Source organism: Mycobacterium sp. NGS33, assembly GCF_059812885.1.
This window is the reverse complement of the sequence record NZ_JCALDN010000015.1, coordinates 23813-48316: the sequence shown is the minus strand read 5'-3', so window position 1 is coordinate 48316 and position 24504 is coordinate 23813. Positions and strand designations below refer to the sequence as shown.

General features: G+C 71.0%; 21 protein-coding genes. 10 read left to right on the top strand and 11 right to left on the bottom strand.

From position 1 onward, the window contains the following. Positions 1–8 precede the first annotated feature (8 nt). Positions 9–2426 carry an ATP-binding cassette domain-containing protein gene (locus tag AC5Y5B_RS19820; protein ID WP_500006169.1) on the top strand — a complete coding sequence of 806 codons (2418 nt, stop codon included), beginning with the start codon at positions 9–11 and terminating at the stop codon, positions 2424–2426. A 4-nt stretch (positions 2427–2430) separates the two neighbouring features. Here AC5Y5B_RS19820 and AC5Y5B_RS19815 read toward each other — a convergent pair whose 3' ends face one another. The 6 genes from AC5Y5B_RS19815 to AC5Y5B_RS19790 all read right to left on the bottom strand — a co-directional run bounded on the left by AC5Y5B_RS19815 (position 2431) and on the right by AC5Y5B_RS19790 (position 8018). Further along, positions 2431–2985: a pentapeptide repeat-containing protein gene (locus tag AC5Y5B_RS19815; RefSeq protein WP_289176572.1), complete on the bottom strand. Its 555-nt coding sequence runs from the start codon at positions 2983–2985 to the stop codon at positions 2431–2433. Beyond that, a complete protein-coding gene (locus tag AC5Y5B_RS19810) occupies positions 2982–3569 on the bottom strand; it encodes a GTP-binding protein (protein WP_066872187.1) in 588 nt (195 codons plus the stop codon). The genes AC5Y5B_RS19815 and AC5Y5B_RS19810 overlap by 4 nt, the downstream gene beginning before the upstream one ends. Further along, entirely contained in the window at positions 3550–3924 is a 375-nt protein-coding gene (locus AC5Y5B_RS19805; protein WP_289176571.1) for a DUF742 domain-containing protein, read from the bottom strand. Before AC5Y5B_RS19805 ends, AC5Y5B_RS19810 begins: the two co-directional genes overlap by 20 nt. Positions 3925–3930: 6 nt before the next feature. Further along, positions 3931–4341, bottom strand: a complete 411-nt coding sequence (locus AC5Y5B_RS19800) for a serine protease inhibitor (protein WP_289176570.1) — start codon at positions 4339–4341, stop codon at positions 3931–3933. Further along, positions 4341–7157: a sensor histidine kinase gene (locus AC5Y5B_RS19795; RefSeq protein WP_500006168.1), complete on the bottom strand. Its 2817-nt coding sequence runs from the start codon at positions 7155–7157 to the stop codon at positions 4341–4343. The genes AC5Y5B_RS19800 and AC5Y5B_RS19795 overlap by 1 nt, the downstream gene beginning before the upstream one ends. A 255-nt stretch (positions 7158–7412) precedes the next feature. Then, positions 7413–8018 carry a class I SAM-dependent methyltransferase gene (locus tag AC5Y5B_RS19790; RefSeq protein ID WP_500006167.1) on the bottom strand — a complete coding sequence of 202 codons (606 nt, stop codon included), beginning with the start codon at positions 8016–8018 and terminating at the stop codon, positions 7413–7415. Positions 8019–8036: 18 nt separating this feature from the next. On the opposite strand from AC5Y5B_RS19790, the gene AC5Y5B_RS19785 reads away from it, so the two are divergent. Both AC5Y5B_RS19785 and AC5Y5B_RS19780 read left to right on the top strand, forming a co-directional pair. After that, positions 8037–8498, top strand: coding sequence for a tRNA (cytidine(34)-2'-O)-methyltransferase (locus tag AC5Y5B_RS19785; RefSeq protein ID WP_112635658.1), 462 nt, complete (start codon positions 8037–8039; stop codon positions 8496–8498). Between the two features lie 40 nt (positions 8499–8538). Then, positions 8539–8880, top strand: a complete 342-nt coding sequence (locus AC5Y5B_RS19780; RefSeq protein ID WP_500006166.1) for a YciI family protein — start codon at positions 8539–8541, stop codon at positions 8878–8880. On the opposite strand, the gene AC5Y5B_RS19775 is transcribed toward AC5Y5B_RS19780, so the two are convergent. Then, the gene (locus AC5Y5B_RS19775) at positions 8858–9502 is read right to left on the bottom strand and encodes a nitroreductase family protein (RefSeq protein WP_112635662.1); all 645 of its coding nucleotides are present in this window, start codon (positions 9500–9502) and stop codon (positions 8858–8860) included. The genes AC5Y5B_RS19780 and AC5Y5B_RS19775 overlap by 23 nt on opposite strands. Positions 9503–9590: 88 nt before the next feature. Continuing rightward, positions 9591–12884 carry an error-prone DNA polymerase gene (locus AC5Y5B_RS19770; protein WP_112635664.1) on the bottom strand — a complete coding sequence of 1098 codons (3294 nt, stop codon included), beginning with the start codon at positions 12882–12884 and terminating at the stop codon, positions 9591–9593. A gap of 55 nt (positions 12885–12939) precedes the next feature. Between AC5Y5B_RS19770 and otsB the strand changes: the two genes are divergently transcribed. Further along, positions 12940–14067: a trehalose-phosphatase gene (otsB, locus tag AC5Y5B_RS19765; RefSeq protein WP_289176568.1), complete on the top strand. Its 1128-nt coding sequence runs from the start codon at positions 12940–12942 to the stop codon at positions 14065–14067. Here otsB and AC5Y5B_RS19760 read toward each other — a convergent pair. After that, positions 14064–14936: a MaoC/PaaZ C-terminal domain-containing protein gene (locus AC5Y5B_RS19760; RefSeq protein ID WP_112635692.1), complete on the bottom strand. Its 873-nt coding sequence runs from the start codon at positions 14934–14936 to the stop codon at positions 14064–14066. The genes otsB and AC5Y5B_RS19760 overlap by 4 nt on opposite strands. Positions 14937–15087: 151 nt before the next feature. Between AC5Y5B_RS19760 and AC5Y5B_RS19755 the strand changes: the two genes are divergently transcribed. Further along, positions 15088–15804 (top strand): histidine phosphatase family protein, encoded by a 717-nt coding sequence (locus AC5Y5B_RS19755; RefSeq protein WP_112635690.1) that lies wholly within the window; start codon positions 15088–15090, stop codon positions 15802–15804. Between the two features lie 58 nt (positions 15805–15862). Continuing rightward, positions 15863–17875 carry an SDR family oxidoreductase gene (locus AC5Y5B_RS19750; protein WP_500006165.1) on the top strand — a complete coding sequence of 671 codons (2013 nt, stop codon included), beginning with the start codon at positions 15863–15865 and terminating at the stop codon, positions 17873–17875. Here AC5Y5B_RS19750 and cmaA1 read toward each other — a convergent pair whose 3' ends face one another. Continuing rightward, a complete protein-coding gene (gene cmaA1 / locus AC5Y5B_RS19745) occupies positions 17876–18763 on the bottom strand; it encodes a cyclopropane mycolic acid synthase CmaA1 (protein WP_500006164.1) in 888 nt (295 codons plus the stop codon). A 32-nt stretch (positions 18764–18795) separates the two neighbouring features. On the opposite strand from cmaA1, the gene AC5Y5B_RS19740 reads away from it, so the two are divergent. The 4 genes from AC5Y5B_RS19740 to AC5Y5B_RS19725 all read left to right on the top strand — a co-directional run bounded on the left by AC5Y5B_RS19740 (position 18796) and on the right by AC5Y5B_RS19725 (position 22943). Further along, on the top strand, positions 18796–19830 hold the full coding sequence (locus tag AC5Y5B_RS19740; protein ID WP_500006163.1) for a nucleoside hydrolase: 1035 nt from the start codon (positions 18796–18798) through the stop codon (positions 19828–19830). Next, the gene (locus AC5Y5B_RS19735; RefSeq protein WP_289176567.1) at positions 19827–20279 is read left to right on the top strand and encodes a hypothetical protein; all 453 of its coding nucleotides are present in this window, start codon (positions 19827–19829) and stop codon (positions 20277–20279) included. The genes AC5Y5B_RS19740 and AC5Y5B_RS19735 overlap by 4 nt, the downstream gene beginning before the upstream one ends. Before the next feature lie 200 nt (positions 20280–20479). Then, positions 20480–21739 (top strand): 3-oxoacyl-ACP synthase KasB, encoded by a 1260-nt coding sequence (gene kasB / locus AC5Y5B_RS19730; RefSeq protein WP_500006162.1) that lies wholly within the window; start codon positions 20480–20482, stop codon positions 21737–21739. Positions 21740–21779: 40 nt separating this feature from the next. Further along, positions 21780–22943, top strand: a complete 1164-nt coding sequence (locus tag AC5Y5B_RS19725; RefSeq protein ID WP_500006161.1) for an alpha-hydroxy-acid oxidizing protein — start codon at positions 21780–21782, stop codon at positions 22941–22943. Between the two features lie 5 nt (positions 22944–22948). Here the strand turns inward: AC5Y5B_RS19725 and AC5Y5B_RS19720 are convergent, their stop codons facing one another. Next, positions 22949–24481, bottom strand: a complete 1533-nt coding sequence (locus AC5Y5B_RS19720) for a DNA polymerase Y family protein (protein ID WP_500006160.1) — start codon at positions 24479–24481, stop codon at positions 22949–22951. Between the last annotated feature and the right edge of the window lie 23 nt (positions 24482–24504).

The following is a 24504-nucleotide window of genomic DNA, read 5'->3' as shown; positions in this document are numbered from 1 at the left end:
TGGATGCGATGACGCGATCTGCACAGCCCGTGCTGACGGCTCGAGCTGACCGATCAGAAGGTAGCTTCGCCGCCGGCCGCGACGTGGTCGTCGGCAGCGATCTGCGCGCCGACCTGCGCGTGGCCCACCCGTTGATCGCCCGCGCGCACGTGCTGCTGCGCTTCGACCAGGGCCGGTGGCTCGCCGTCGACAACAACACGCTGAACGGGGTCTACCTCGACGGCCAGCGGGTGCCGGTTGTCGACATCCACGACGGCCAGACCATCAACATCGGCAAGCCCGACGGCCCCCGGATCACCTTCGAGGTGGGTCAGCACACCGGCAGCGTCGGGTCGCTTCCGCCCGCGGCCGCCCCGCCCCGACGGCAAGTTGCTCCCCCGCGCCCGCTCGCCCCGCCCCCGTCGCGGCCCTTCCGGCGGCCGGGTCCGCGCGGCGCCGCGCCGCGGCCCGGGCCCTACCCCGGGGACTTCCCGACCGCGCAGATCGGCGTGCCTGGCCCGCAATCCGACCGGCGACCGCCGCCGGCGCGCGGCGCCTCGATCGGACGCGCGCTCAACAACGACATCGTCGTCCACGACGTGCTGGCCTCGCGCCACCACGCCTACCTGACCCCGACGCCGACGGGCGCGGAAATCCGCGACGCGAACAGCAGCAACGGCACCTTCGTCAACGGCGTCAAGGTCGGGTCGGCGGCGCTGTCCGACGGCGACGTGGTGACGATCGGCAACGTCGACCTGGTCTTCCACGGCGGCGTGCTGGTCCGCCGCCAGGAGGCGGCGTCGCGGGCCGGCGGCCTGGAGGTGCGCGAGGTCAACTACGGCGTGGACGGCAAGAGCCTGCTGGAGCGGATCTCGCTGGTCGCCCGGCCGGGCACCCTGACCGCGCTGATCGGCGGGTCGGGCGCGGGCAAGACCACGCTGTCGCGGCTGATCGCCGGGTACGCCACCCCGTCGGCGGGCTCGGTCACCTTCGAGGGCCACGACATCCACACCGAGTACGCGTCGCTGCGCACCAGGATCGGGATGGTCCCGCAGGACGACGTCGTGCACCGCCAGCTCACGGTCAGCCAGGCGCTGGGCTACGCCGCCGAGCTGCGCCTGCCGCCCGACACCAGCAAGGCCGACCGCGAGCAGGTGGTCGCCCAGGTCCTCGACGAGCTGGGCCTGACCGAGCACGCGAACACCCGGGTCGACACCCTGTCCGGGGGGCAGCGCAAGCGCGCGTCGGTGGCCCTGGAACTGCTGACCGGGCCGTCGCTGCTGATCCTCGACGAGCCGACCTCCGGGCTGGATCCCGCGCTGGATCTGCAGGTCATGACCATGCTGCGACAGCTCGCCGACGCCGGCCGCGTCGTGCTGGTGGTCACCCACTCGCTGACCTACCTCGACGTCTGCGACCAGGTGTTGCTGATGGCGCCCGGCGGCAAGACGGCCTACCTGGGTCCGCCCGGGCGGATCGGCGCGGCGATGGGGACCACCAACTGGGCGCACATCTTCGCCAAGGTGGGCGCCGATCCCGACGAGGCCAACCGCCGCTTCCTCGCGCAGAACAGGCCGCCGCCCACCCGGACCGAGGCGCCCGCCGAGCTGGGCACCCCGGCGCACACCAGCAAGCCCCACCAGTTCTCCACGATCGCCCGCCGCCAGGTCCGGCTAGTGGTCTCCGACCGCGCCTACTTCACCTTCCTGGCGGTGCTGCCGTTCGTGATGGGCGCGCTGTCGCTGACCGTTCCCGGCAGCGTCGGATTCGGTTACGCCGACCCGGTGAGCGAATCGGCCGGCGAGGCCGGGATGATCCTGACCCTGCTCACCATGGCCGCGGCGTTCATGGGTACCGCGCTGACCATCCGCGACCTGATCGGCGAGCGGCCGATCTTCCGGCGCGAACAGGCGGTCGGCCTGTCGAGCACCGCCTACCTGCTGGCCAAGGTCGCGGTGTTCTGCACGTTCGCCGTCATCCAGGCGGCCATCGCCACGGCGATCGTGGTGCTGGGCAAGGGGCCCCCGACGCGACCGGCGGTGCTACTGGGAAACGCCACCCTCGAACTGTTCGCCGGGGTCGCGGCGACGTGCGTGGCGTCGGCCACGCTGGGCCTGCTGCTCTCGGCGCTGGCGCGGTCCCACGAGCAGATCATGCCGCTGCTGGTGGTGTCGCTGATGATGCAGATGGTGCTCTCCGGCGGCATGGTGCCGGTCACCCACCGGATCTTCCTCGACCAGCTGTCCTGGCTGGTGCCCTCCCGGTGGGGGTACGCGGCGCAGGGGTCGACGGTCGACCTGTGGACGGTCTCGCCCGGCCCGCAGAGCCCGCGGGACAGCCACTTCGAGCACACGCCGGGGGCCTGGCTGTTCGACATGGGCATGCTCGCGGTCCTCACGATCGGCTACGCCGCGCTGGTGCGCTGGCGCATCCGGCTGACCCGCTGAGGGCTCAGCCGCCGTCCAGCCGCAGCCCGTGGGCGAGCGCGAAGGCCACGGCCTGATCGACGTCGACGCGGGCGCCGGCCAGCGAGGCCGTCGTCCACAACGTGGGATCCGCCCCCGCGCCGCGCAGGTCGGCGTCGTCCAGGCGGGCGCCGGCGGTCCGCGCGCCGCGCAGGTCCGCGCCGCGCAGCACGGCCTTGCGCAGGTCGGCCTCCACCAGGCTGGCCTCCCGCAGCCGGCAGCCGCTCAGGTCGACACCGCGCAGGTCGATGCCGCCGAGCGTGGCCAGCGTGAAATCCACCTCGTCGAACGTGATCGGCCGCAGCCGGCACTCCACGAACACCGACCCGAGCATCGAACACTGGGCGAACGTGCTGTGCCACAACGACGTCCGCCGGAACGTGCAGTTGCGAAACGCCGAGCCGCGGTGTCTCGACTCGGCCAGGTTGGCGCCGCTGAAGTTGCATTCGGTGAACACGACCCGCTCGGTCTGCAGCCGGCTGAGGTCGTCGTCAGTGAAGTCGTGACCCTCGAATTCCCGGTCGACCCACGGGGCGGTCAATTGGCCGACAGGCTGGCCAGGGCGTATTCGCTGACCGCGATCAGGGCGTCGGTCGCCGAGCGGCGGTCCCTGGCGTCGACGGTGATCACCGGGATGTGCGGCGGCAGGGTCAGCGCCTCGCGCACCTCGGCCACCGGGTAGCGGGGAGCGCCGTCGAACTCGTTGACCGCGACCAGAAACGGCAGGTTGCGGTGCTCGAAGAAGTCCACGGCGGCGAAGCTGTCCTGCAGGCGCCGGCAGTCCACCAGCACGACCGCGCCGATCGCGCCGCGCACCAGGTCGTCCCACATGAACCAGAAGCGGCGCTGCCCCGGCGTGCCGAACAGGTAGAGCACCAGATCTTCGGCCAGGGTGATCCGCCCGAAGTCCATCGCGACGGTGGTGGTCCGCTTGTCCGGGGTGGCCTCCAGCGCGTCGACGCCGGCCGAGGCGTCGGTGAGCATCGCCTCGGTGCGCAGCGGCATGATCTCCGACACCGCCCCGACGAAGGTGGTCTTGCCGGCCCCAAAGCCACCGGCGATCACGATCTTCGTCGACGCGTGGGCGCCGGAGTCGGGCTGCACCTCAGAGTGCGCGTAAGCCACGCAGTGTCCTTCCTATGAGTTCGGAGCGCTCATCTCTGGTCGAGCGCTCGGACAACGTCTCGTGCACCCGAAGGTAGCCGGACAGCACCAGATCTCCGACCAGGACGCGCGCGACGCCGAGCGGCAGGTCTAGGCGGGCCGAGATTTCCGCGACCGACGGGTGCTCGACGCACAGTTGGATGATTCTGCCCCGCGGGTCGTTGGGCGGCCACCGGTGCGCCAGTCCGGCCTGCAGCGCCTGAATCGGCGCCTCCAGGGGGAGGTCGACGTTGGTGTCGGTCCGTCCCGACGTCAGGGTGTACGGGCGGACCAGGTTCCCCTTACGGTGCGCCGGCCAGGTCTCGGGGGTGTCCATCGCGGCTCACGAGACGCCAGACCGGCGGGTGGATTGCACCACGCCCCCGACCCGTTCGACGAGGACGGCCATCTCGTAGCCGATCTGACCGATGTCGCACGACGTCACGGCCAGCGTCGCCAGGTGCGAGCCGTCCCCGACCCGCATCAACAGCAGGTAGCCGTTGGCCATCTCGACCACCGACTGCAGCACCTGCCCGCCCTCGAACAGTTGCGCGGCGCCGGTGGCCAGGCTGGCCAGCCCGGAGGCCACCGCGGCGAGCTGGTCGGCGCGTTCCCGCGGGAGATGCTCGCTGGCGGCGATGGGCAGCCCGTCGACGGACACCAGCAGCGCGTGGGCGACGCCGGGGACCTCGCGGGCGAACCTGGTCACCAGCCAGTCCAGGGACCGGTCTGAGGGATTGTCGGGGGAGGTCATTATTCGTCGGATCCTTGATCGGTGTCGCGGGCGTGCGAGCGTCCGGTGCGCACGCCGCCGAAATGGCTACTGAACGAGGCGCGCACCGCCTCGGGGTCGCGGGTGACGGCCGCGTGCTGCGGCTCCCGGTGCGACGGGGATCCGCCGCTGCGCTGCTGGTCGGGTTCGGCCGGCTCGCCCTGGTCGGCGCGGTTGGCGCCGCCCGGCACCAGCCGGGCACCCGGGGTGCGCACCGGCAGCCCGTGGTCGGTGGTGTGCGCCTCGACGGGCTTGTCCTCGGCCGCGGCCGCCAGCGTCCAGCCCCGGTCCCAGACCGACTGCCAATCCAGGTCGGGGCTGTTGACCAGGTCATGCGGGTCACCCAGCATCTCCGAGAGCATCCGCCGGTAGATGACGTCGTCGTCGACCGGCGCCGCCGGTGCTTCGGGGGCCGACGGGAGGGAGGCGACCGGGGCGGGCCTGGCCGGCTTGTCCTGGCGGGTCTGCGTGCGGCCGTCGGCCTCCCGGGGGCGGGCCGCGAAGAACGCCGACGTGTCCGACGCCGCCCGGGCCGGCGCGGGTTCGGCCGCCGGGGTGGGGATGGGTTTCGGCTCGGGCTTCGGCTCCGGTGTCGGCGCCGCCTTCGGGGCGTTCTCCCACCAGGGGGTCGCCAGCTCGCGGCGCTCGCGGCGGGGCGGCTGCTCGGCGGGCGGCGCGGGGACTTCGGTGATGCCGCTGGAACCCGGGTTGCGGCGCGGCAGCAGCGTGACCGACGGCCCGGCCGCGTCCGGGGCGGTGCGCGACGCGGGCTCGAGCGAGCCGTCGGGCCGCGCGGCGTCGTCGGCGGGCGCGGCCGTCGCGCTGGCGAGCTTGGCGCTCGGCGAGGAGACCGCCCGGATGTGCCGGGCCGCAGCCGACTCGGCGACGGCCGACCTGGCGAGCACCGTCGGCGGCAGGTAGACCTCGGCGGTGGTGCCCGAGCCGGACTCGTTGGCGGCAGGGCCGCGCAGCCCCACCCGGATGCCGTGCCGGGCCGCGATCCGGCCGACCACGAAAAGACCCATGTGCCGGGCGTTGTCAGGGCTGACGTCACCGCCGGCCTGCAGCCGCATGTTGGCCATGCGCCGGTCGGTGTCGTTCATCCCCAGACCGGAGTCGGCGATCCGCACCACGACGCCGCCGTCGCCGCCGCGTGAGGCCGAGATCCGGGCCGAGGTGGTCGGCGGCGAATAGCGCAGCGCGTTGTCGATCAGCTCGGCGAACAGGTGGATGGCGCCGCCGGCGGCCGCGCCGATCAGCGAGCATTCGGGCAGCCCGGCGAGTTCGACGCGGCGGTAGTCCTCGACCTCGGACACCGCGGCGTTGATGACCGTGGCCAGCGTCACCGGGTCGCGCTGGTCGCGGGCCAGCTGCGCGCCGGCAAGCACCAGCAGGTTGGCGCTGTTGCGGCGCAGCCGCGCCGCCAGGTGGTCGAGCCGGAACAGGCTGTCCAGCCGGTCGGGGTTGTCCTCGTTGCGCTCCAGCCGGTCGATGAGCGCCAGCTGCTGGTCGACCAGCGAGCGGCTGCGCCGCGACATCGTCTCGAACATGTCGTTGACCAGCAGCCGCAACCGCGCCTCGTCGCCGGCCAGCAGCAGGGCCTGGGTGTGCAGCTCGTCGACGGCGTGCGCGACCTGACCGATCTCCTCGGTGGTGTACACCGGCAGCGGGCTCGGAATCGGTTCGGGCCCACCGGCTTTCACCCGGGCGATCTCCTCCTCGAGGTCGGTGTGGGCGACTTTGAGCGCGGCGTCGCGCAGGATGCGCAGCGGCCGCACCAGGGCGCGCGCCACCAGCAGCACGACCGCCAACGCGATCACGATCGCGGCCAGCACCAGGACGGTGTCGGTGATCGCGGCCGAGCGTCGCTCGGCGGCCTGGGCGTGCACCGCCTTGGTCACCGACGCGGTGGCGTTCTTGATGACCTGGTCGGCGATGTCGTCGGTGGTCTGGATCGAACGCAGCAGGTCGGCGTTGTCGACCAGCACGCTGGCCGGATCGGACATGATCGCCATCCGGTTCACCATCTGCTGTTGCAGCGCCTTGGCCTCCGGCGAGCCGGCCCCCAGCACCTCGCTCATGCCGAACAGCGTCGAGGGTTCGGTGCCCGCCAGGGTGGCCATCGAGGTCCGCAGCTGCGGCTCGGGCAGGTCGGCCCCGCGGGTGACCAGGATTTTCTGCATCGTCATCTGGCCGCGCGCGCCCACCGCCCGGCTCAGGCCCTGCGCCTGGGCGCGGATCTTCTCGTCGTCGACGCGCACCGAGGCGTTGATGACGTCCTCGGCCGTCAACAGGATCGGCGCGTAGAGGGTGACCCGTTCCCGCAAACCGAGGGCGGGGTCGGCCGCCTTGTTCACCAGCATCTGGCCGCCGTCGAGCAGGTTGTTCACCCCGGAGCGGACGTCGGAGCTGACGTCGGTGTCGTCCAGCCTGGACTGCAGTTCGTACTTGCGCGCCTCGTAGTTCTTCTTGGCGCCGTCGACGTCGCGTCCGGTGGAGCTGGCCAGCAGCGCGACGTCGAGCGCGGACATGTATTTGGTGATGACGGGGACGACGTCGGCGCGGGTCGCGGCCAGCCGCAGGCCGGCCGCGTTGGCCATGGCGCCGTTGATGCGCAGCACCCCGAAGACCGTCGCCAATACTAGCGGGACCAGGACGATCGCCAGCACCTTCCAGCCCACCGGCCAGTTGCTCAGCGACCAGGACGGCGGGCGCTTGGCCGGCGCCGCGGCGGGCGCGCCCACCGGGGCGGGCTGCACGACTTCCGCCTCGGCCGGTTTGGTCGGGCGGGTGAACATGGTCACGTCATCGCGGCCGCGCGACCGGCCGCTGCGCTGACGCTGAGCGCTGAAGGTAACGAGAAACTCATTGAAACTTCCTGCTTTATTCGCCCGCCCCGCGCCAGATAGGCGTGTGCGTGTAGGTGTGGCAATCCGACGAGTATGACAGCCCGCGGCGCAGGCCACCAGAATCGTTACTGAGCAGACAGGTCCCTCCAAGGTGGCGCCGCGCCCGCGCGGCCGCCCCTGGCAAACACCGGAGCGCGCGAAACCCTAGGCGGGCCGAAGCAGCGCGACGAGGAAATCCGAGTCGTCGGTGAAGGGGCGCATGTCCCAGGTGGACAGCAGCAGGTCGGGCGCGAAGCCCGCGTCGACGGCGTCGTTGAGGAACACGTCGAACTCGTAGTCGCGGCCGGCGCCGAAGCCGATCGCGGCGCGGCCGTCGTCGGCGATGTGGGCGCGCAGCCGGCTCAGCACCTGGATCCGGGTGCTCGGCGCCAAGAACGCCATGACGTTGCCGGCGGAGACGATGACGTCGAACGGTTCGGCGATGCCGCGCGGCGGCAGGTCCAGCTCGGCCAGGTCGCCGACCAGCCAGCGGGGGCCGGGGTAGTCCTGTTCGGCCGCCTCGATCAGCGCCGGGTCGACGTCGACGCCGACCACCCGGTGGCCCACCGTGGCCAGATATCCGCCCAGCCGGCCGGGGCCGCAGCCGGCGTCCAGAATGTGGGCGCCGCGCGGCGCCATCGCGTCCACGAAGCGGGCCTCGCCGGCCAGGTCGTCACCGGCGCGGGTCATCGCACGGAAACGCTCGATGTACCACTGCGAATGCCCGGGATCGGCAGCGACCTTCTGCATCCAGATGCTCTGCTCGACCATGCGACCATTATCCCCGTTGTGTTCAAGCTGATGTTCCTGGCGCCGCGGATCCCGCCCAATACCGGCAACGCCATCCGGACGGCGGCGGCGACGGGCTGCGAGTTGCATCTGGTCGAGCCGATGGGGTTCGACCTGTCCGAACCCAAGCTGCGGCGGGCCGGGCTGGACTACCACGACCTGGCGTCGGTCACCGTGCACGCGTCGCTGACGGCGGCCTGGGCGGCGCTGTCACCGCAGCGGGTGTTCGCCTTCACCGCGCACGCGCCCACGTCTTTCGCCGACGTGCGCTACCGGGCCGGCGATGTGTTGATGTTCGGCCCCGAACCCACCGGGCTGGACGCCGCGACGCTGGCCGACCCGCACATCACCGGGCAGGTGCGCATCCCGATGCTGGCGGGCCGGCGCTCGCTGAACCTGTCCAACGCCGCGGCGATTGCGGTCTACGAGGCCTGGCGGCAACACGGCTACGCCGGCAGCTAGGTAGCGGTAAGTTCCGCGACCGGCGGGAGTCAACAGTGATATGCCTACCTTCATCACGATCGGTTACGGCCAGGAGGCCGGATACCACCAGCTGACAGACGACCGCAAACAGGCCGCGCACGCACGCGACGACGAACTCAGCGCCTCCGGGCCGCTCGTCGGCCGAGCCGGGGACCCCGTCCAGGTGCGCAATCCGGACGACGCGGGGGTGCGGGTCGAGCCGGGGCCCTTCCTCCGCTCGACGTTGCCGATCGCGGGGTTCGCGGTCTTGGAGGCCGATGACCTCGAGGCGGCGATCGAGCGGGTGAGTCAGACGCCCTGCGCGGTCGCGCACGGGGTGGTCGAAGTCTGGCCGCTGGTCACCACGCGTCCCAGTGCGTGACCTGGTCGGCGGGCAGCCGCTTGGCCGGGCGGAAGTCGGTGCCCTTGGTGTAGGCGATCGGGAACAGGCCGCCCTGGCTGTAGCGGTCGTTCGGGATGCCCAGGATGTCGGCGACCTGTTGCTCGCCGTCGCGCAGCAGGTGCAGCGTCGTCCAGCAGGACCCCAGTCCCCGCGAGCGCAGCGCCAGGCAGAAGCTCCAGACCGCCGGGAACAGCGACGCCCAGAACGACACCCCACCCAACGGTGACCTGTCCGGGCGACCCTCGAGGCAGGGGATCAACAGCACCGGCGCCTCGTGCATGTGCTCGGCGAGGTAGGTGGCGGAGTCGCGGACCGCGCCCATCCGCTGGCCCCGCGTGTCCCCCTCGGGGTACTCGGCCCCCGGAGCGCTGAGGTAGCCGCGGGCGTTGGCCAGGTAGACGTCGGCGATCGCCTTCTTCTTGTCCGCGTCCTCGACGAACACCCACTGCCAGCCCTGCGAGTTGGAACCGGTGGGCGCCTGCAGCGCCAGTTCGAGGCATTCCCTGAGCACGTCGCGGCTCACCGGCTTGTCGAAGTCGAGACGCTTGCGGACCGAGCGGGTGGTGGTGAGGAGTTCGTCGACGGACAGGTTGAGGGTCATGTGTGGAGACTACCGACGGCCGCGAAACTGTATTCCACGACGCGTTTCTCGAGTGAGCCCGTTGCTAGTTACAGCCTCGCGAAGACCATCAGCGGAAGTCGCGGGACTTGGAGCCGACCGCCAGGGTGATGCGGCCCAGCCGCTCGGCGACGACGGTGATCGCGCCGCTGGCGTTCTGGACCTGCCCGCGCACCAGCAGCGCCGGCGCCGAGTTCGCCAGCTTGCGATGCCGCGCCCACACCCACGGCGCGCAGAGCACGTTGACCATCCCGGTCTCGTCCTCGAGGTTGATGAACGTGACCCCCTGCGCCGTGCCGGGCCGCTGGCGATGGGTGACCGCGCCGGCGATCAGCACCCGGTCGCCGTCGGGCACCGAGCCCAGCTTCCCGGCGGGCACCACCCCCATCGCGTCCAGGTCGGCCCGCAGGAACTGCGTCGGATAGCTGTCCGGGGAGACGCCGGTGGCCCACACGTCGGCGGCGGCCAGTTCCAGCTCGCTCATCCCGGGCAGCGCCGGGATGCGCGACGACGAGCCGACGCCCGGCAGCCGGTCCGGGCGTTGGGTGGCGGCCGCCCCGGCCGCCCACAGCGCCTCGCGCCGCGACATGGCAAAGCAGCCGAGCGCCCCGGCCGTCGCCAGCGCCTCGGTCTGCGGCACGCTCAATTGCAGCCGGGTGGTCAGGTCTAGCAGAGAAGCGAACGGGCCGTTGGCTTTTCGTTCCTCGACCAGTCGCTCGGCGAGGTCGTCGCCGATGTGGCGCACGGCGCCCAACCCGAGGCGGACCTCGGTGCCCGCGTTCTCCAACGTGGCGTGCGCCAGGCTGGCGTTGACGTCCGGGCCATGCACCGTCACGCCGTGCCGGCGCGCATCGGCGACCAGCGACTGCGGCGAGTAGAACCCCATCGGCTGCGCGCGCAGCAGCGCCGCGCAGAACGCCGCCGGGTGGTGCAGCTTGAACCACGACGAGTAGAACACCAGCGACGCGAAGCTCAGCGCATGGCTTTCCGGGAAGCCGAAATTGGCAAAGGCCTCCAGCTTTTCGTAGGTGCGGTCGATCACCTCGTCGGGCGCGCCGTGCAGCGCGCGCATGCCCTCGTAGAACCGGCCGCGCAGCCGTCGCATGCGTTCGGTCGAGCGCTTGGATCCCATGGCGCGGCGCAGCTGATCGGCCTCGGCCGCGCTGAAGCCGGCGCAGTCGACCGCGAGCTGCATCAGCTGCTCCTGAAAGAGCGGCACTCCCAACGTCTTTCGCAGTGCCGGTTCCATGGAGGGGTGGTCGTAGACCACCGGGGCCTGCCCGTTGCGACGCCGGATGTAGGGATGCACCGACCCGCCCTGGATGGGGCCGGGACGGATCAGCGCGACCTCCACCACCAGGTCGTAGAACACCCGCGGCTTCAGCCGCGGCAGCGTGGCCATCTGCGCGCGCGACTCCACCTGGAACACGCCGACGGAATCGGCGCGGGCCAGCATCTCGTACACGGCAGGCTCGGACAGGTCGAGGCGGGCCAGGTCCACCTCGATCCCCTTGTGCTCGGCCACCAGGTCGATGGCGTAGTGCAGCGCCGAGAGCATCCCCAGCCCGAGCAGGTCGAACTTCACCAATCCGATTGCCGCACAGTCGTCTTTGTCCCACTGCAAAACGCTGCGGTTCTCCATGCGCGCCCATTCCACCGGACACACGTCGGCGATCGGGCGGTCGCAGATCACCATGCCGCCGGAATGAATGCCCATGTGCCGCGGCAGGTTCCGGATCTGGTTGGCCAGATCGAGCACCGGCTCGGGGATGCCCTCGACATCCGGGGAGTCTGCAAGCCCGTTCCAGTGGTTGATCTGCTTGCTCCACGCGTCCTGCTGGCCCTGCGAGAAGCCCAGGGCGCGGGCCATGTCGCGCACGGCGATCTTTCCCCGGTAGGTGATGACGTTGGCGACCTGGGCGGCGTAGTCGCGGCCGTATTTGTCGTAGACGTACTGGATGACCTTTTCGCGCTGATCGGACTCGATGTCCATGTCGATGTCGGGCGGCCCGTCGCGGGCCGGCGACAGGAAGCGCTCGAACAGCAGCTCGTTGGCCACCGGGTCGACGGCGGTGACGCCGAGGGCGTAACAGACCGCGGAGTTGGCCGCCGATCCGCGGCCCTGGCACAGGATGTTGTTCTCCCGGCAGAACCGGGCGATGTCGTGCACCACCAGGAAGTAGCCCGGAAACGTCAGCTGGGCAATGACTTTGAGCTCGTGTTCGATCTGGGCGTAGGCGCGCGGCGCGTTCTCGGCCGACCCGTAGCGCCGGCGCGCCCCGGCCATGGTCAGCTGCCGCAGCCAGCTGTCCTCGGTGTGCCCGGCCGGCACGTCGAACGGCGGCAGCTGCGGTGCGATGAGCGCCAGCCCGAACGCGCACTGCTCGCCCAGCTCGGCGGCCGCGGTCACCACGTCGGGGCCCCCACAAGGCACATCCGCGAACAGCCGGGCCATCTCCTCACCGGAGCGCAGGTGCGAACCGCCCAGCGGGGCCAGCCACCCGGCGGCCGAATCCAGGGACTCCCGCGCCCGGATGGCGCCCATCGCCATGGCCAGCCGGCGCCGCGACGGCCCCGCGAAATGCGCGCCGGTGGTGGCCACGACGCCCACCCCGAAGCGCGGGGCCAGCGCGGCCAGCGCGGCGTTGCGTTCGTCGTCGAGGGGTTGACCGTGATGGGTGAGCTCGATGCTGACCCGCTGGGCTCCGAACCGGTCCACCAGGTCGGCCAGCGCCCGCTCGGCCGCCGCCGGGCCACCCTCGGAAAGCGCCTGGCGTACATGGCCTTTGCGGCAACCCGTCAGGATGTGCCAGTGTCCGCCGGCGGCCTCGGTCAGTGCGTCGAAATCGTAACGGGGCTTGCCCTTCTCGCCGCCGGCCAGGTGTGCGGCGGCCAGCTGCCGCGACAACCTCCGGTAGCCCTCGGTTCCGCGGGCCAGGACCAGCAGGTGTGGGCCGGGCGGATCCGGCGCCTCGGTGCGCGCGCCCGGGCCGAGCGACAGTTCGGCACCGAACACGGTGCGCATGTCGAGTTCGGCCGCCGCCTCGGCGAACCGCACCGCCCCGTACAGGCCGTCGTGATCGGTGAGCGCCAGGGCGCGCAGGTCAAGCCGGGCCGCCTCCTCGACCAGCTCCTCGGGCGTGCTCGCCCCGTCCAGGAAGCTGAACGCCGAATGCGCATGCAGTTCGGCGTAGGCGACGGACGAGCGGGACGTCCGTCCGTCATCCGGCGGGCGGTACGTCGCGCGCCGGCGCGACAGGGGGGCGTCCTCGGGAAGCCCCGCCGGCTCACCGGCGCGGCGCGGCTTGCTGTCGAGCACCCGCTCCATTTCCGCCCAACTCGGCGGCCCGTTGAACCAGCCCACACCCGCAGTCTATCGAAAGTATGTTCGATAGTCGCTATCGTGAGAGGGTTGGTTCATGCCGGTCATCATCGATCCGCGCCGCCATGACGCGGTGCTGTTCGGCGCCGGCAGCGCGCTCGGCTCGGCATTGGCCGCGCAGCTGCGCGAAATCGGGGTGGGCGTCGCCGTCGCCGCCGACGACCCGGTGCGCGCGGCCGACCGGCTGCAGGTGCGGCCCGGCCGCTGCGTGGTGGTCGCGGGGGACGCCGCGGGCGTCGAGGCCGCCCGCGCCGCCGGGTTCGCGTTGGTGATCGGCCTGGACCCGGCCGGGCGCGACGCGCTGGATGGGGCCGGGGCCGACGCGGTGGTCGCCGACCTCGGCGAGGTCACCGTGCGCACCGGTGACCGCCGGATGTCGCAGCTGCCGGATGCGTTGCAGGCCTTGGCCGATGGGCTGGCCTCCCGGCGCCCGGCCGTGTTCTTCGACTTCGACGGCACGCTCTCCGACATCGTCGACGACCCGGACGCGGCGCGGCCCGTCGCCGGGGCCACCGAGGCGCTGGAAAAGCTGGCCGCCCGGTGCCCGGTCGCGGTGCTGTCCGGCCGCGACCTGGCCGACGTGGCGAAACGCGTTGGCGTGCCGGGCATCTGGTACGCGGGCAGCCACGGCTTCGAGCTGACCGCCCCCGACGGCACCCACCACCAGAACGAGGCCGCGGCCGCCGCGATCCCGGTGCTCGAGCGGGCGGCGGCCCACCTGCGCGAGGAGCTGGGCGGGCTCGACGGTGTGGTGGTGGAGCACAAGCGGTTCGGGGTCGCCGTGCACTACCGCAACGCCGCACGCGACCGCGTCGGCGAGGCGCTGGCGGCGGTGCGCGCCGCGGGCCGCCGCGACGGGCTTCGGGTCACCACGGGCCGCGAGGTCATCGAGCTGCGCCCAGACCTGGACTGGGACAAGGGCAAGACGCTGCGCTGGGTGATCGATCACCTGCACGAGGCCGGGTCGGGGGCGCTCACGCCGGTCTACCTCGGCGACGACATCACCGACGAGGACGCGTTCGACGCGGTGCGCACCGACGGCGTGCCGATCCTGGTGCGCCACGGCGATGATGGCGACCGGGCGACCGCCGCGCTGTTCGCGCTGGACAGTCCCGCGCGCGCCGCCGAATTCACCGACCGGCTGGCCGACCAGCTGGCGCGCTAGGCAGACACGTATTCCGCCGCGCCGTCGTCGAGCACCACGCGGGGGCCGGAACCCTCCGCGCCGGACGCCTCGGTGCGAAACACCGCCTTGCCCGGTTCGGTGCGCCAGATCAGCGTGGTCAGCGTCTCGCCGGGGAACACCGGCGAGGTGAACCGCGAGGCGATCGAGGTGATGTTGGCCGCGACGCCCCCGCCGAGCTCGGACACCAGCGCGCGACCCGATACCCCGTAGGTGCACAGCCCGTGCAGGATCGGCTTGGGGAATCCGGCCAGCTCGCGGGCGAACCACGGGTCGCTGTGCAGCGGGTTGCGGTCGCCGGAGAGCCGGTAGATCAGCGCCTGGTCCTCGCGGGTGGGCAGCGCGATCCGGGCGTCGGGCTCGCGGTCCGGGAATTCCGGGGCGACCGGCCGCTGACCCGGCATCCCCCCGAAGCCGCCCTCGCCCCGGATGACCAGCGTGGTGAGCGTCTCGGCGATCAGCTGCCCGGACTCCGGTTCGGTGCCGCGGCCGCGCAGCACCAGGATCGCGTTCTTGCCCTCGCCCTTGTCCTGGATGTCGGCGACCTCGGACACCACCGAGAGCTTTCCCGCCGGGGGGAGTGGAGCGTGCAGCCGGATGCTCTGCGATCCGTGTAACAGCATGGCCCAGTTGAACTTTCCGACCAGGCCCGCCGCGCCGAAGGCCGGGCAGCAGATCACCGCGTAGGTCGGCAGCACCTGCTGGTCGATGTCGTGGCTGTTCTCGGTGGTGAAGGCCAGGTCGTCGATCCCGGCGCCGACGCCGAGCGCGTAGAGCAGCGTGTCCCGATCGGTCCATTCGAACTGCATGGGTTCGGTGACCGCGCCGACGGCACTCGGATCAATCGCCATGGAAGTCTCCTGATCGTTGGTAGGGATCCTCGGTCCACTCTGGCATCCGGCGAAGCGCGGGCATGATCAAGGCCCTCCGCACGGCGCCGGGCGGTAACAAACCATGGCAAACCCTTCCCACCGAAGCGGTCGGCAGGGCAGGCTATCTCCCATGCCCAAGCGCAGCATGATCCGCACGTTCTCCGTGGCGCTCGCCGCCCTCACCGCCGCGATGATCGTCGCCGGCTGCGGGGGCGGTTCACCGCAGGCGCGGTCCATCACGGTGACGTTGATCCGGCACGCCCAGTCCGAGGCCAACGCCAGCGGCGTCATCGACACCGAGGTGCCGGGTCCCGGCCTGACGCCCGAGGGCAAGGGACAGGCCGAACAGCTCGCGCACCAACTCGGCCGCAAGGACTACGACAGCGTTTACGCCTCCACCATGACCCGGACGCAGCAGACCGCGGCCCCGCTGGCCGCCGAACTCGGCAAGCAGGTGGAGGTGCTGCCCGGCATCCAGGAGATCAACGCCGGCTGGTTCAACGGCAGGCCCGAGTCGATGGCGAAGTCGACGTACATGGTGGCGCCGGTGGACTGGATCAACGGCGACGTCTCCAACAGCATCCCCGGGTCGATCAGCGGCAAGGAGTTCAACGACCAGTTCACCGCGGCGATCAACAAGATCTACAACAGCGGCCACCGCAACCCGGTGGTGTTCTCGCACCGCAACTCGATCATGGTGTGGACGCTGATGAACGCGCGCAACGCCAAGGACAGCCTGATGAGCAGCCACCCGATCCCCAACACGGGTCGCGTGGTGATCAGCGGTAACCCACTGACCGGCTGGACGCTGGTGGACTGGGACGGGATCCGCGACTTCCACAACTAGTCGCCACTGCGCGACATCGGCGGTTGACGTGCGCGGCCGCCGCCGCCACGATGTCTTCATGCGGTATGTCGTTACCGGCGGTACCGGGTTTATTGGTCGCCGCGTCGTGTCTCGTCTTCTGGAGTCCCGCGCCGACGCGCGGGTGTGGGTGCTGGTGCGGCGCCAGTCGCTGGGCCGCTTCGAGCGGCTCGCGACCGATTGGGGCGAGCGGGTAAAACCGCTGGTCGGCGCGCTGCCGGAGCTGGAACTGAGCGACGAGGTGCTCGCCGAGCTGGGTCGGGTCGATCACGTGGTGCACTGCGCGGCGATCTATGACATCACCGCCGGTGAACCCGAACAGCGGGCCAGCAACGTCGAGGGCACCCGCGCGGTGATCGCGCTGGCGCAGCGGTTGGACGCGACGTTGCACCATGTGTCGTCGATCGCGGTGGCCGGCGATTTCCCCGGCGAATACACGGAGGACGACTTCGACGTCGGCCAGCGGCTGCCGACGCCCTATCACCAGACCAAGTTCGAAGCCGAGCTGCTGGTGCGCTCGGCGCCGGGCCTGCGTCATCGCATCTATCGCCCGGCGGTGGTGGTGGGCGATTCGCGCACCGGCGAGATGGACAAGGTGGACGGCCCGTACTACTTCTTCGGGGTGCTGGCCAAGTTGGCGGTGCTGCCGTCGCTGACCCCGATCTTGTTGCCGGACACCGGCCGCACCAACATCGTGCCGGTGGACTACGTCGTCGACGCGCTGGTCGCCCTGATGCACGCCGACGGCCGCGACAGGCAGACGTTCCACCTGACCGCCGAGAAGACCATCGGCCTGCGCGGCATCTACCGCGGCGTGGCCAAGGCGGCCGGGCTGCCGCCGCTGCGCGGGTCACTCCCCCGCGCGGTGGCCGCCCCGGTGCTCAAGGTGCGCGGTCGCGCCAGGGTGGTGCGCAACATGGCGGCCACCCAGCTGGGCATCCCCGCCGAGGTGCTGGACGTGGTCGACCTGGCGCCCACCTTCGTCAGCGAGAAGACGCGAGAGGCCTTGCGGGGCACCGGGATCGAGGTTCCCGAGTTCGCCGGCTACGCGCCCATGCTGTGGCGGTACTGGGCGGAGCACCTCGATCCCGATCGCGCGCGCCGCGACGATGCACGGGAACCGTTGCGGGGCCGGCACGTCATCATCACCGGGGCGTCCAGCGGCATCGGCCGCGCGGCGGCCATCGCGATCGCCGAGCGGGGCGCCACCGTGTTCGCGCTGGCCCGCAACGGCGCGGCGCTGGATTCGCTGGTCGCCGAGATCCGCGCCAATGGTGGTGCCGCCCATGCCTTTACCTGTGACGTCACCGATTCCGCGTCGGTGGAACACACCGTCAAGGACATCCTGGGCCGCTTCGACCACGTCGACTACCTGGTGAACAACGCCGGCCGGTCGATCCGCCGCTCGGTGGTCAACTCCACCGACCGGCTGCACGACTACGAGCGGGTGATGGCGGTCAACTACTTCGGCGCGGTGCGCATGGTGTTGGCGCTGCTACCCCATTGGCGTGAGCGCCGATTCGGCCACGTCGTCAACGTGTCGAGCGCCGGTGTGCAGGCACGCAACCCGAAGTACAGCTCCTACCTGCCGTCGAAGGCGGCGCTGGACGCGTTCTCCGACGTGGTGGGCACGGAGGTGCTCTCCGACCACATCACCTTCACCAACATCCACATGCCGCTGGTGCGCACGCCCATGATCGCGCCCTCGCACCGGCTCAACCCGGTGCCGGCGATCAGCCCCGAGCGCGCGGCGGCGATGGTGGTGCGTGGCCTGGTTGACAAACCGGCCCGCATCGACACCCCGCTGGGCACGCTCGCCGAGGCCGGCAACTACTTCGCCCCGCGGACTTCCCGGCGGGTCCTGCACCAGCTCTACCTCGGTTATCCCGACTCGGCCGCGGCGCGCGGGCTGACCGCCGAACCGGCCCCGAGCCCAGCCCCGCGGACTCCGCGGCGCAGGCCCAGCCGGCCCGTGCGCGCCGTCACCCGCGGCATCCGGACACCCCGTCCGGTCAAGCGGCTGGTCCGCCTGGTGCCCGGGGTGCACTGGTAGTCACTTCTGCAGCGTGAACTGGTTGACGTCGGTGTATCCGATCCGGAATGCGTCGGCGCAACCGGTCAGGTATTTCATGTACCGCTCGTAGACTTCCTCGGACTGCAGCGCGATGGCCTCGTCCTTATGGGCTTGCAGTGCGGCGGCCCAGATGTCGAGCGTCTTGGCGTAGTGCGGCTGCAGCGACTGCACGCGGCTCACGGTGAAGCCGTTCGCGGTCGCGCGCTCTTCGACCATCGGTATCGACGGCAGCCGCCCGCCCGGAAAGATCTCGGTGACAATGAATTTGATGAACCGGGCGAACGTGAACGAGATGGGCATGCCACGCTCGGCCATCTCCGTCGGGTGCAGCCCGGTGATGGTATGCAGCAGCATGGCCCCCTCGTCGGGCAGCAGGTCGTGCATCAGGGTGAAGAACGCGTCGTAGCGCTCGTGCCCGAAGTGCTCGAAGGCGCCGATGCTGACGATCCGGTCGACCGGCTCGTCGAACTGCTCCCAGCCCTGCAGCAGGACCCGTGCCGAACGAGGGCTGCCGGACTGGGCGATCAGCTGTTCGACGTGGTCGGCCTGGTTGCGGCTCAGGGTGAGGCCGACGACGTTGACGTCGTACTTTTGCTGGGCCCGCATCATGGTGGCGCCCCAACCGCAGCCGACGTCGAGCAGCGTCATGCCCGGTTGCAGCCCGAGTTTGCCGAGGGCGAGGTCGATCTTGGCGATCTGGGCCTCTTCCAGCGTCATGTCGTCGCGTTCGAAGTACGCGCAGCTGTAGGTCTGGGTGGGGTCGAGGAATAGCCGGAAGAAGTCGTCCGACAGGTCGTAGTGGGCCTGCACATCGTCGAAGTGCGGCGTGAGATCAGTCCCCTCGGGGGGCTCCGACGTCGTTGGCATCTTGCCAGCCTAGCGCCGGTATGTTGGAGACAATGAATGCGCCCGTTTTCGTTGACGTCGATACCGGCGTGGACGATGCGCTGGCGCTGATCTACCTGTTCGCCAGCCCGGACGCCGACGTGGCCGGCATCGCCTCGACCGGGGGAAACGTTGGGGTGGAACAGGTTTGCGAAAACAACCTGGGCCTGCTGGCGCTGTGCCGGCGCACCGGCATACCGGTCTCCCAGGGTTCTCCGGAGACCCTGACCGGCCCCATGCGGTTGCCCTCAAAAGTCCACGGCCCCAGGGGATTGGGCTATGCCGACCTGCCGCCGGGATCGGGTCGGCTCACCGACTACGACTCGGCCAGCGCCTGGGTGCGCGCGGCGCGGGCCTTTCCCGGCGAGCTCATCGGGGTGGCGACGGGCCCGTTGACCAACCTGGCGCTGGCGCTGCGCGCCGAGCCCGAGCTGCCGACGCTGCTGCGCCGCCTGGTGATCATGGGCGGGTCCTACGACCACCGGGGTAACACCACCGCGGTGGCGGAGTGGAACATCAGCGTCGATCCCGAGGCCGCTGCCGAGGTGCTGGCGGCATGGTGCCCCGAAACCAGTGGACGACAGCGACTTCCGATCCTATGCGGCCTGGACCTGACCCGCAAGGTCGCGTTGACGCCGGATCACCTTGCGCGGCTGGCCGCGGCCGCGGAGTCGACGACGACGCGGCTGAGCGAACACGACGAACCCGGAACCCGTTCGCGCGCGTCCAATCCGCTGATTCGGGTGATCGAGGACGCGACGCGGTTCTATCTGGAGGCCTATCACCAACTGGGCCACGGGTATCAGGCGCACATGCACGATCCGTTGGCCGCCGCCGTCGCGCTGGACCCCGACCTCGTCACGACGCGCCCGGCGACGGTGGACATCGAACTGACCGGGACCCTGACCCGCGCCATGACGGTGACCGATTGGACGGATCGTCGAGAACCCAACGCGCTGATCGGGATTGACGTGGACGCCGCGGCGTTCTTCGATCGATTCATCGACCGGGTGGGTCCTTTCGCGCGGCAATTAGGGGGCGCCGAATGAAGATTCGGGCGATCGAGCTGATCCGGGCCGGGTGGGGCGCGGTGTTGGTGGCCGCACCCGCCGAGGTGCTCGACCACATCCACGGGGTCCGGGTCGACCGCAAGGCGCTCGTCGTCACCCGGATCCTGGGCGCCCGCCATCTGGCCCAGGCGCTGCTGTCGGGAGTCAACCCCGGCCCCGAGGTGCTGGCGGCCGGCGTCTGGGTCGACGCCGTGCACTCCGCGACCGCGCTCGGCCTGGCCGTGGTCGACCGGCGCCGCGCCCGCGGCGGGGTGACCGACGCCGCCGTCGCTGCGTCCTGGGCGGCGCTCGGCTGGCGGCATCTGCGCGCCGGGCGAGCCAGGACCGACGGCATCCGCGGGCGCGACCGGCTGGCCCGCACCGTGGTGGGCGCCCTGCCCGGCGGTCGCGGGCTGATGGCGCGAGCGCAGGCGGTGCGCGCCGGCTAGCGGCGGATCCGCCGCGCCGTCCAACGAAAAACGAGCAGCTGATGGCGGGTTTTTGGGCCGGGAATCCGGCTTTCGCCGTGTCTCGTTGCCCCGACTTTTCGATGTTGGGACAATGGAGGTTTGTATCTGACGATTTGGTGGGGAGTGGGGCTCGACGTCCAGCGTCATCGGCTCTCATCAAGTGAAAGGTTTTGCGAGTCATGACGGAGTTGGTTACCGGGAAAACGTTGCCGAACGTGGTCGTCACGGGCGTGGCCATGACGACGGCGCTGGCCACGGACGCCGAGAGCACCTGGAAGCTGCTGCTGGACAGCCAAAGTGGTATCCGCAAACTCGAGGATTCCTTCGTCGAGGAGTTCGACCTGCCGGTCCGCATCGGCGGGCACCTGCTGGAGGACTTCGACGGCGCGCTGACCCGCGCCGAACGCCACCGGATGGGCTATCTGCAGCGTATGTCGGCCGTGTTGAGCCGGCGGGTCTGGGAGAACGCCGGCTCCCCCGAGGTCGACCCCAACCGCCTGATGGTGTCGATCGGCACCGGTCTGGGGTCCGCCGAGCAGATCGTGTTCAGTTATGACGATTTGCGCGCCCGGGGCATCGCGGGGGTCTCGCCGCTGGCGGTGTCGAAGTACATGCCCGACGGCGCGGCCGTCGCGGTGGCCCTGGAGCGGCGCGCCAAGGCCGGGGTGATCACGCCGGTGTCGGCGTGCGCGTCGGGTTCCGAGGGCGTGGCGCAGGCCTGGCGCAACATCGTGTTCGGCGAGGCCGATGTGGCCATCTGCGGTGGCGTCGAGGTCCGGATCGAGGCGGTCGCGATCGCGGCGTTCGCCCAGATGCGCATCGTGATGTCGACCAAGAACGACGACCCGGCGGGGGCCTGCCGCCCGTTCGACCGCGACCGCACCGGCTTCGTGTTCGGCGAGGCCGGCGCGCTGATGGTCATCGAAACCGAAGAACACGCCAAAGCTCGCGGCGCCAATATCTTGGCCCGCATCATGGGCGCCAGCATCACCTCCGACGGCTACCACATGGTCGCCCCGGACCCCAACGGCGAACGCGCCGGGCACGCCATGAGCCGCGCCATCCAGCTCGCCGGCCTGAGCCCGTCCGACATTCACCACGTCAACGCCCACGCCACCGGCACCTCCGTCGGCGACGTCGCCGAGGCCCAGGCCATCAACAACGCCCTGGGCCCGCACGGCGGCAACGCCGCCGTCTACGCCCCCAAGGCCGCCCTGGGCCACTCGGTGGGCGCGGTCGGCGCGGTGGAATCCATCCTGACCGTGCTCGCCCTGCGCGACCAGGTCGTCCCGCCCACGCTCAACCTGGAAAACCTCGACCCCGAAGTCGACCTGGACGTCGTGGCCGGCAAACCACGCCCCGGCAACTACGAGTACGCCATCAACAACTCGTTCGGCTTCGGCGGACACAACGTGGCCACCGTCTTCGGGCGGTACTGAGCCTCGTTTGGTGGGCGGAGCCGGGGGTAAAGCCCCGACTATGGCTTTCGCCGAGTATCAAAACGAGCTGTACGAGGAGTCGCTGCACGGCAATCAGCCGCAGTATCCGATCAGGTTCGAGGAGCTGGAGGCCAAGGCCGCGGCGGCGATGACGCCGAAAGTGCTGGGCTATGTGGCCGGCGGCGCCGGTGACGAGCACACCCAGCGCGCCAACTGCGAGGCCTTCAAGCGGTGGGGCTTGTATCCGCGCATGGGGATCGCCCCCGAGCAGCGCGATATGTCCGTCGAGTTGTTCGGCATCAGGTTTCCGTCTCCCATCTTCATGGCACCCATCGGCGTCATCGGGGTGTGCGACCCCGACGGCCACGGGGACATGCTCTGTGTGCGTGCCTCGGTCCGCACCGGCGTGCCGTTTTTCGTGGGAACACTGTCGGCCGACCCGATGGAAAACCTCGCCGCCGACCTCGGTGATACCCCGGCGTTTTTCCAGCTGTACACGCCCCCGAACCGCAAGATGGCCGCCAGCCTGGTGCACCGGGCCGAGGCGGTCGGCTTCAAGGGCATCGCCGTCACCCTGGACACCTGGGTCACCGGCTGGCGTCCCCGCGACCTGAGCGGCGGGAACTACCCGCAGGTGCCCAGCGGGTGCCTGGCCAACTACACCAGCGACCCGGTTTTTCGCGCCACGCTGAGCCGGGGTGAAGACGCCACGGAGGCGGCGGTGCGTAAGCTGCCGATCTTCGGTGGGCCGTTCCGGTGGGAGGACCTGGAGTGGCTGCGGTCCGAGACCAGCCTGCCGCTGATGGTCAAGGGCATCTGCCATCCCGACGACGTTCGCCGCGCCAAAGACCTTGGCGTGGACGCCATTTACTGCTCCAACCATGGCGGACGGCAAGCCAACGGCGGGCTGCCCTGCCTAGATTGCCTGCCCGGGGTCCTCGAGGCCGCCGACGGGATACCGGTGCTGTTCGACTCGGGGGTGCGCGGGGGCGCCGACATCATCAAGGCGCTAGCCCTGGGTGCGACCGCCGTTGGGATCGGCCGGCCGTACGCCTACGGGTTGGCGGTCGGTGGTGTCGACGGCATCGTGCACGTGTTGCGCTCGCTGCTGGCCGAAGCGGACCTGATCATGGCCGTCGACGGGTATCCCTCGCTCAAGGACCTCACCCCCGACGCGTTGCGACGCGTCGAATACGCTCGGTAACAAGACTATTCGTAACTCCCCTCCACGTACCAGTGCCGCTGGCGATAGCACAGCAGCAGCGCACGCTCGCTCTCCAGCAACACCTGGGCGCGGGCGGTGCGGCCCTTGCCCAGGTCGGGATCCCACCACCGCTCGTCGACCGGCCAGGGCCCGGACCACCAGCACAGCCGTTCGTCCCGGCCGTGGGCGACGATGCGCGCGGGGTCGGCGGAGAACAGCCCCCGGATGGTCACCCGTATCGGATTCCCTTGGGCGTCAAGCAGTTCCACCGGTTCGTCCAGCAGCACCGCCGGTGACGGCTCGGGCAACCGGCCGGGCCACGGCAGATCGGGATCGGCCCGCGGCACCGGCTCGTCGCCGAGCGGGATCAGCGTGATGCGCTCGGCCGGGCCGCGCCCGCCGGACAGCACCGGCACCCGCACCGCCTCCGGGCCGAGCAGGCCCTGCACCCGTACCAGCGCGCGGCGGGCCCGCAGCCTGTCCTCCTCGCCCAGGCCGCCCCAGAGCGGCAGCTGCAGCGCCTCGGCCGAGACCACCTCCACTGCGGCAAGCCGCAACAGCGTCACCGCGGCGGTGGGACGGGGAGTGCGCGCGGTGCGGCTGCTCAACCATCCGTCGAGCTGCCAGCGCACCCGATCGGCGGTGGCGTCCTCGGTCAACGGTTCGGCGCACCGCCACACCCGGTGCAGTTCTTCGCCGTTGGCGGTGACGGCGTGGATGGCCAGCCGGGTGCATCCCACGCCGGCGTCCATCAGCGCCTGATGCAGCCTACCGGCCAACGAGCGGCCGGCGAACGCCGCGGCATCGACCCGGTCGATCGGTGGATCGCAGTCCAGCACGGCCTCGAGTTCGGCGGGCGGCTCCCGCCCGGAGGGCGGCCGTTCGGGCTCGCCGCGGGCCAACCGGTGCGCGGTCACCCCGTCGGCGCCGAACCTGGAGGCCACGTCGCTGCGCGACAGCGCGGCGAACTGCCCGATGGTGCGAATCCCCATCCGCCACAACAGGTCCGTCAGTTCTTCGCGGCCGGCACCGGACAGGCTCGGTTCGGTGGCAAGTTGGCGGATGGACAGCACCGACAAAAATTTCGCGTCGCCTCCCGGCTCGACGATCCGGCCCGCCCGGGCCGCGAAGACCGCGGTGGACAACCGGTCGGCGGTCCCGGCCTGACACTCGGCGCCGGCGGCGGCCACCGCGTCGATCAGGCGTTCGGCCGCGGTGGCCTCGGACCCGAAATAGCGGGCCGCCCCGCGCACCGGCAACACCAGGAGGCCGGGCCGCAGCACCTCGGCGCGGGGCACCAGGTCGTCCACCGCCGCGATCACCGCCTCGAAGAAGCGGGCGTCGCGGTCCGCGTCGGCGGCGGTGACGTGCAGTTGCGGGCACCGCGCCGCCGCCTCCCGGCGCCGCAGCCCCCGCCGCACTCCCGCCGCACGGGCGGCCGACGAACAGGCGATCACCCGGTTGGCCAGCGTGACCGCGATCGGGGATGTCGCGGACAGACCCGCGGCGGCCGCCGCCGCGACCGCGGGCCAATCCATGCACCAGATCGCCAAAACCCTTG

Bases quoted from the DNA above. Each gene is read 5' to 3' on its own strand.
- AC5Y5B_RS19805 (WP_289176571.1), bottom strand. From the start codon at position 3,924: ATGGACACCCCCGAGACCTGGCCGGCGCACCGTAAGGGGAACCTGGTC.
- cmaA1 (WP_500006164.1), bottom strand. From the start codon at position 18,763: ATGCCAACGACGTCGGAGCCCCCCGAGGGGACTGATCTCACGCCGCAC.
- AC5Y5B_RS19795 (WP_500006168.1), bottom strand. From the start codon at position 7,157: ATGTTCACCCGCCCGACCAAACCGGCCGAGGCGGAAGTCGTGCAGCCC.
- AC5Y5B_RS19760 (WP_112635692.1), bottom strand. From the start codon at position 14,936: ATGGCGATTGATCCGAGTGCCGTCGGCGCGGTCACCGAACCCATGCAG.
- AC5Y5B_RS19790 (WP_500006167.1), bottom strand. From the start codon at position 8,018: ATGGTCGAGCAGAGCATCTGGATGCAGAAGGTCGCTGCCGATCCCGGG.
- AC5Y5B_RS19755 (WP_112635690.1), top strand. From the start codon at position 15,088: ATGCCCAAGCGCAGCATGATCCGCACGTTCTCCGTGGCGCTCGCCGCC.
- AC5Y5B_RS19820 (WP_500006169.1), top strand. From the start codon at position 9: ATGACGCGATCTGCACAGCCCGTGCTGACGGCTCGAGCTGACCGATCA.
- AC5Y5B_RS19720 (WP_500006160.1), bottom strand. From the start codon at position 24,481: ATGGATTGGCCCGCGGTCGCGGCGGCGGCCGCCGCGGGTCTGTCCGCG.
- kasB (WP_500006162.1), top strand. From the start codon at position 20,480: ATGACGGAGTTGGTTACCGGGAAAACGTTGCCGAACGTGGTCGTCACG.
- AC5Y5B_RS19800 (WP_289176570.1), bottom strand. From the start codon at position 4,341: ATGACCTCCCCCGACAATCCCTCAGACCGGTCCCTGGACTGGCTGGTG.
- AC5Y5B_RS19735 (WP_289176567.1), top strand. From the start codon at position 19,827: ATGAAGATTCGGGCGATCGAGCTGATCCGGGCCGGGTGGGGCGCGGTG.
- AC5Y5B_RS19725 (WP_500006161.1), top strand. From the start codon at position 21,780: ATGGCTTTCGCCGAGTATCAAAACGAGCTGTACGAGGAGTCGCTGCAC.
- otsB (WP_289176568.1), top strand. From the start codon at position 12,940: ATGCCGGTCATCATCGATCCGCGCCGCCATGACGCGGTGCTGTTCGGC.
- AC5Y5B_RS19780 (WP_500006166.1), top strand. From the start codon at position 8,539: ATGCCTACCTTCATCACGATCGGTTACGGCCAGGAGGCCGGATACCAC.
- AC5Y5B_RS19775 (WP_112635662.1), bottom strand. From the start codon at position 9,502: ATGACCCTCAACCTGTCCGTCGACGAACTCCTCACCACCACCCGCTCG.
- AC5Y5B_RS19740 (WP_500006163.1), top strand. From the start codon at position 18,796: ATGAATGCGCCCGTTTTCGTTGACGTCGATACCGGCGTGGACGATGCG.
- AC5Y5B_RS19750 (WP_500006165.1), top strand. From the start codon at position 15,863: ATGCGGTATGTCGTTACCGGCGGTACCGGGTTTATTGGTCGCCGCGTC.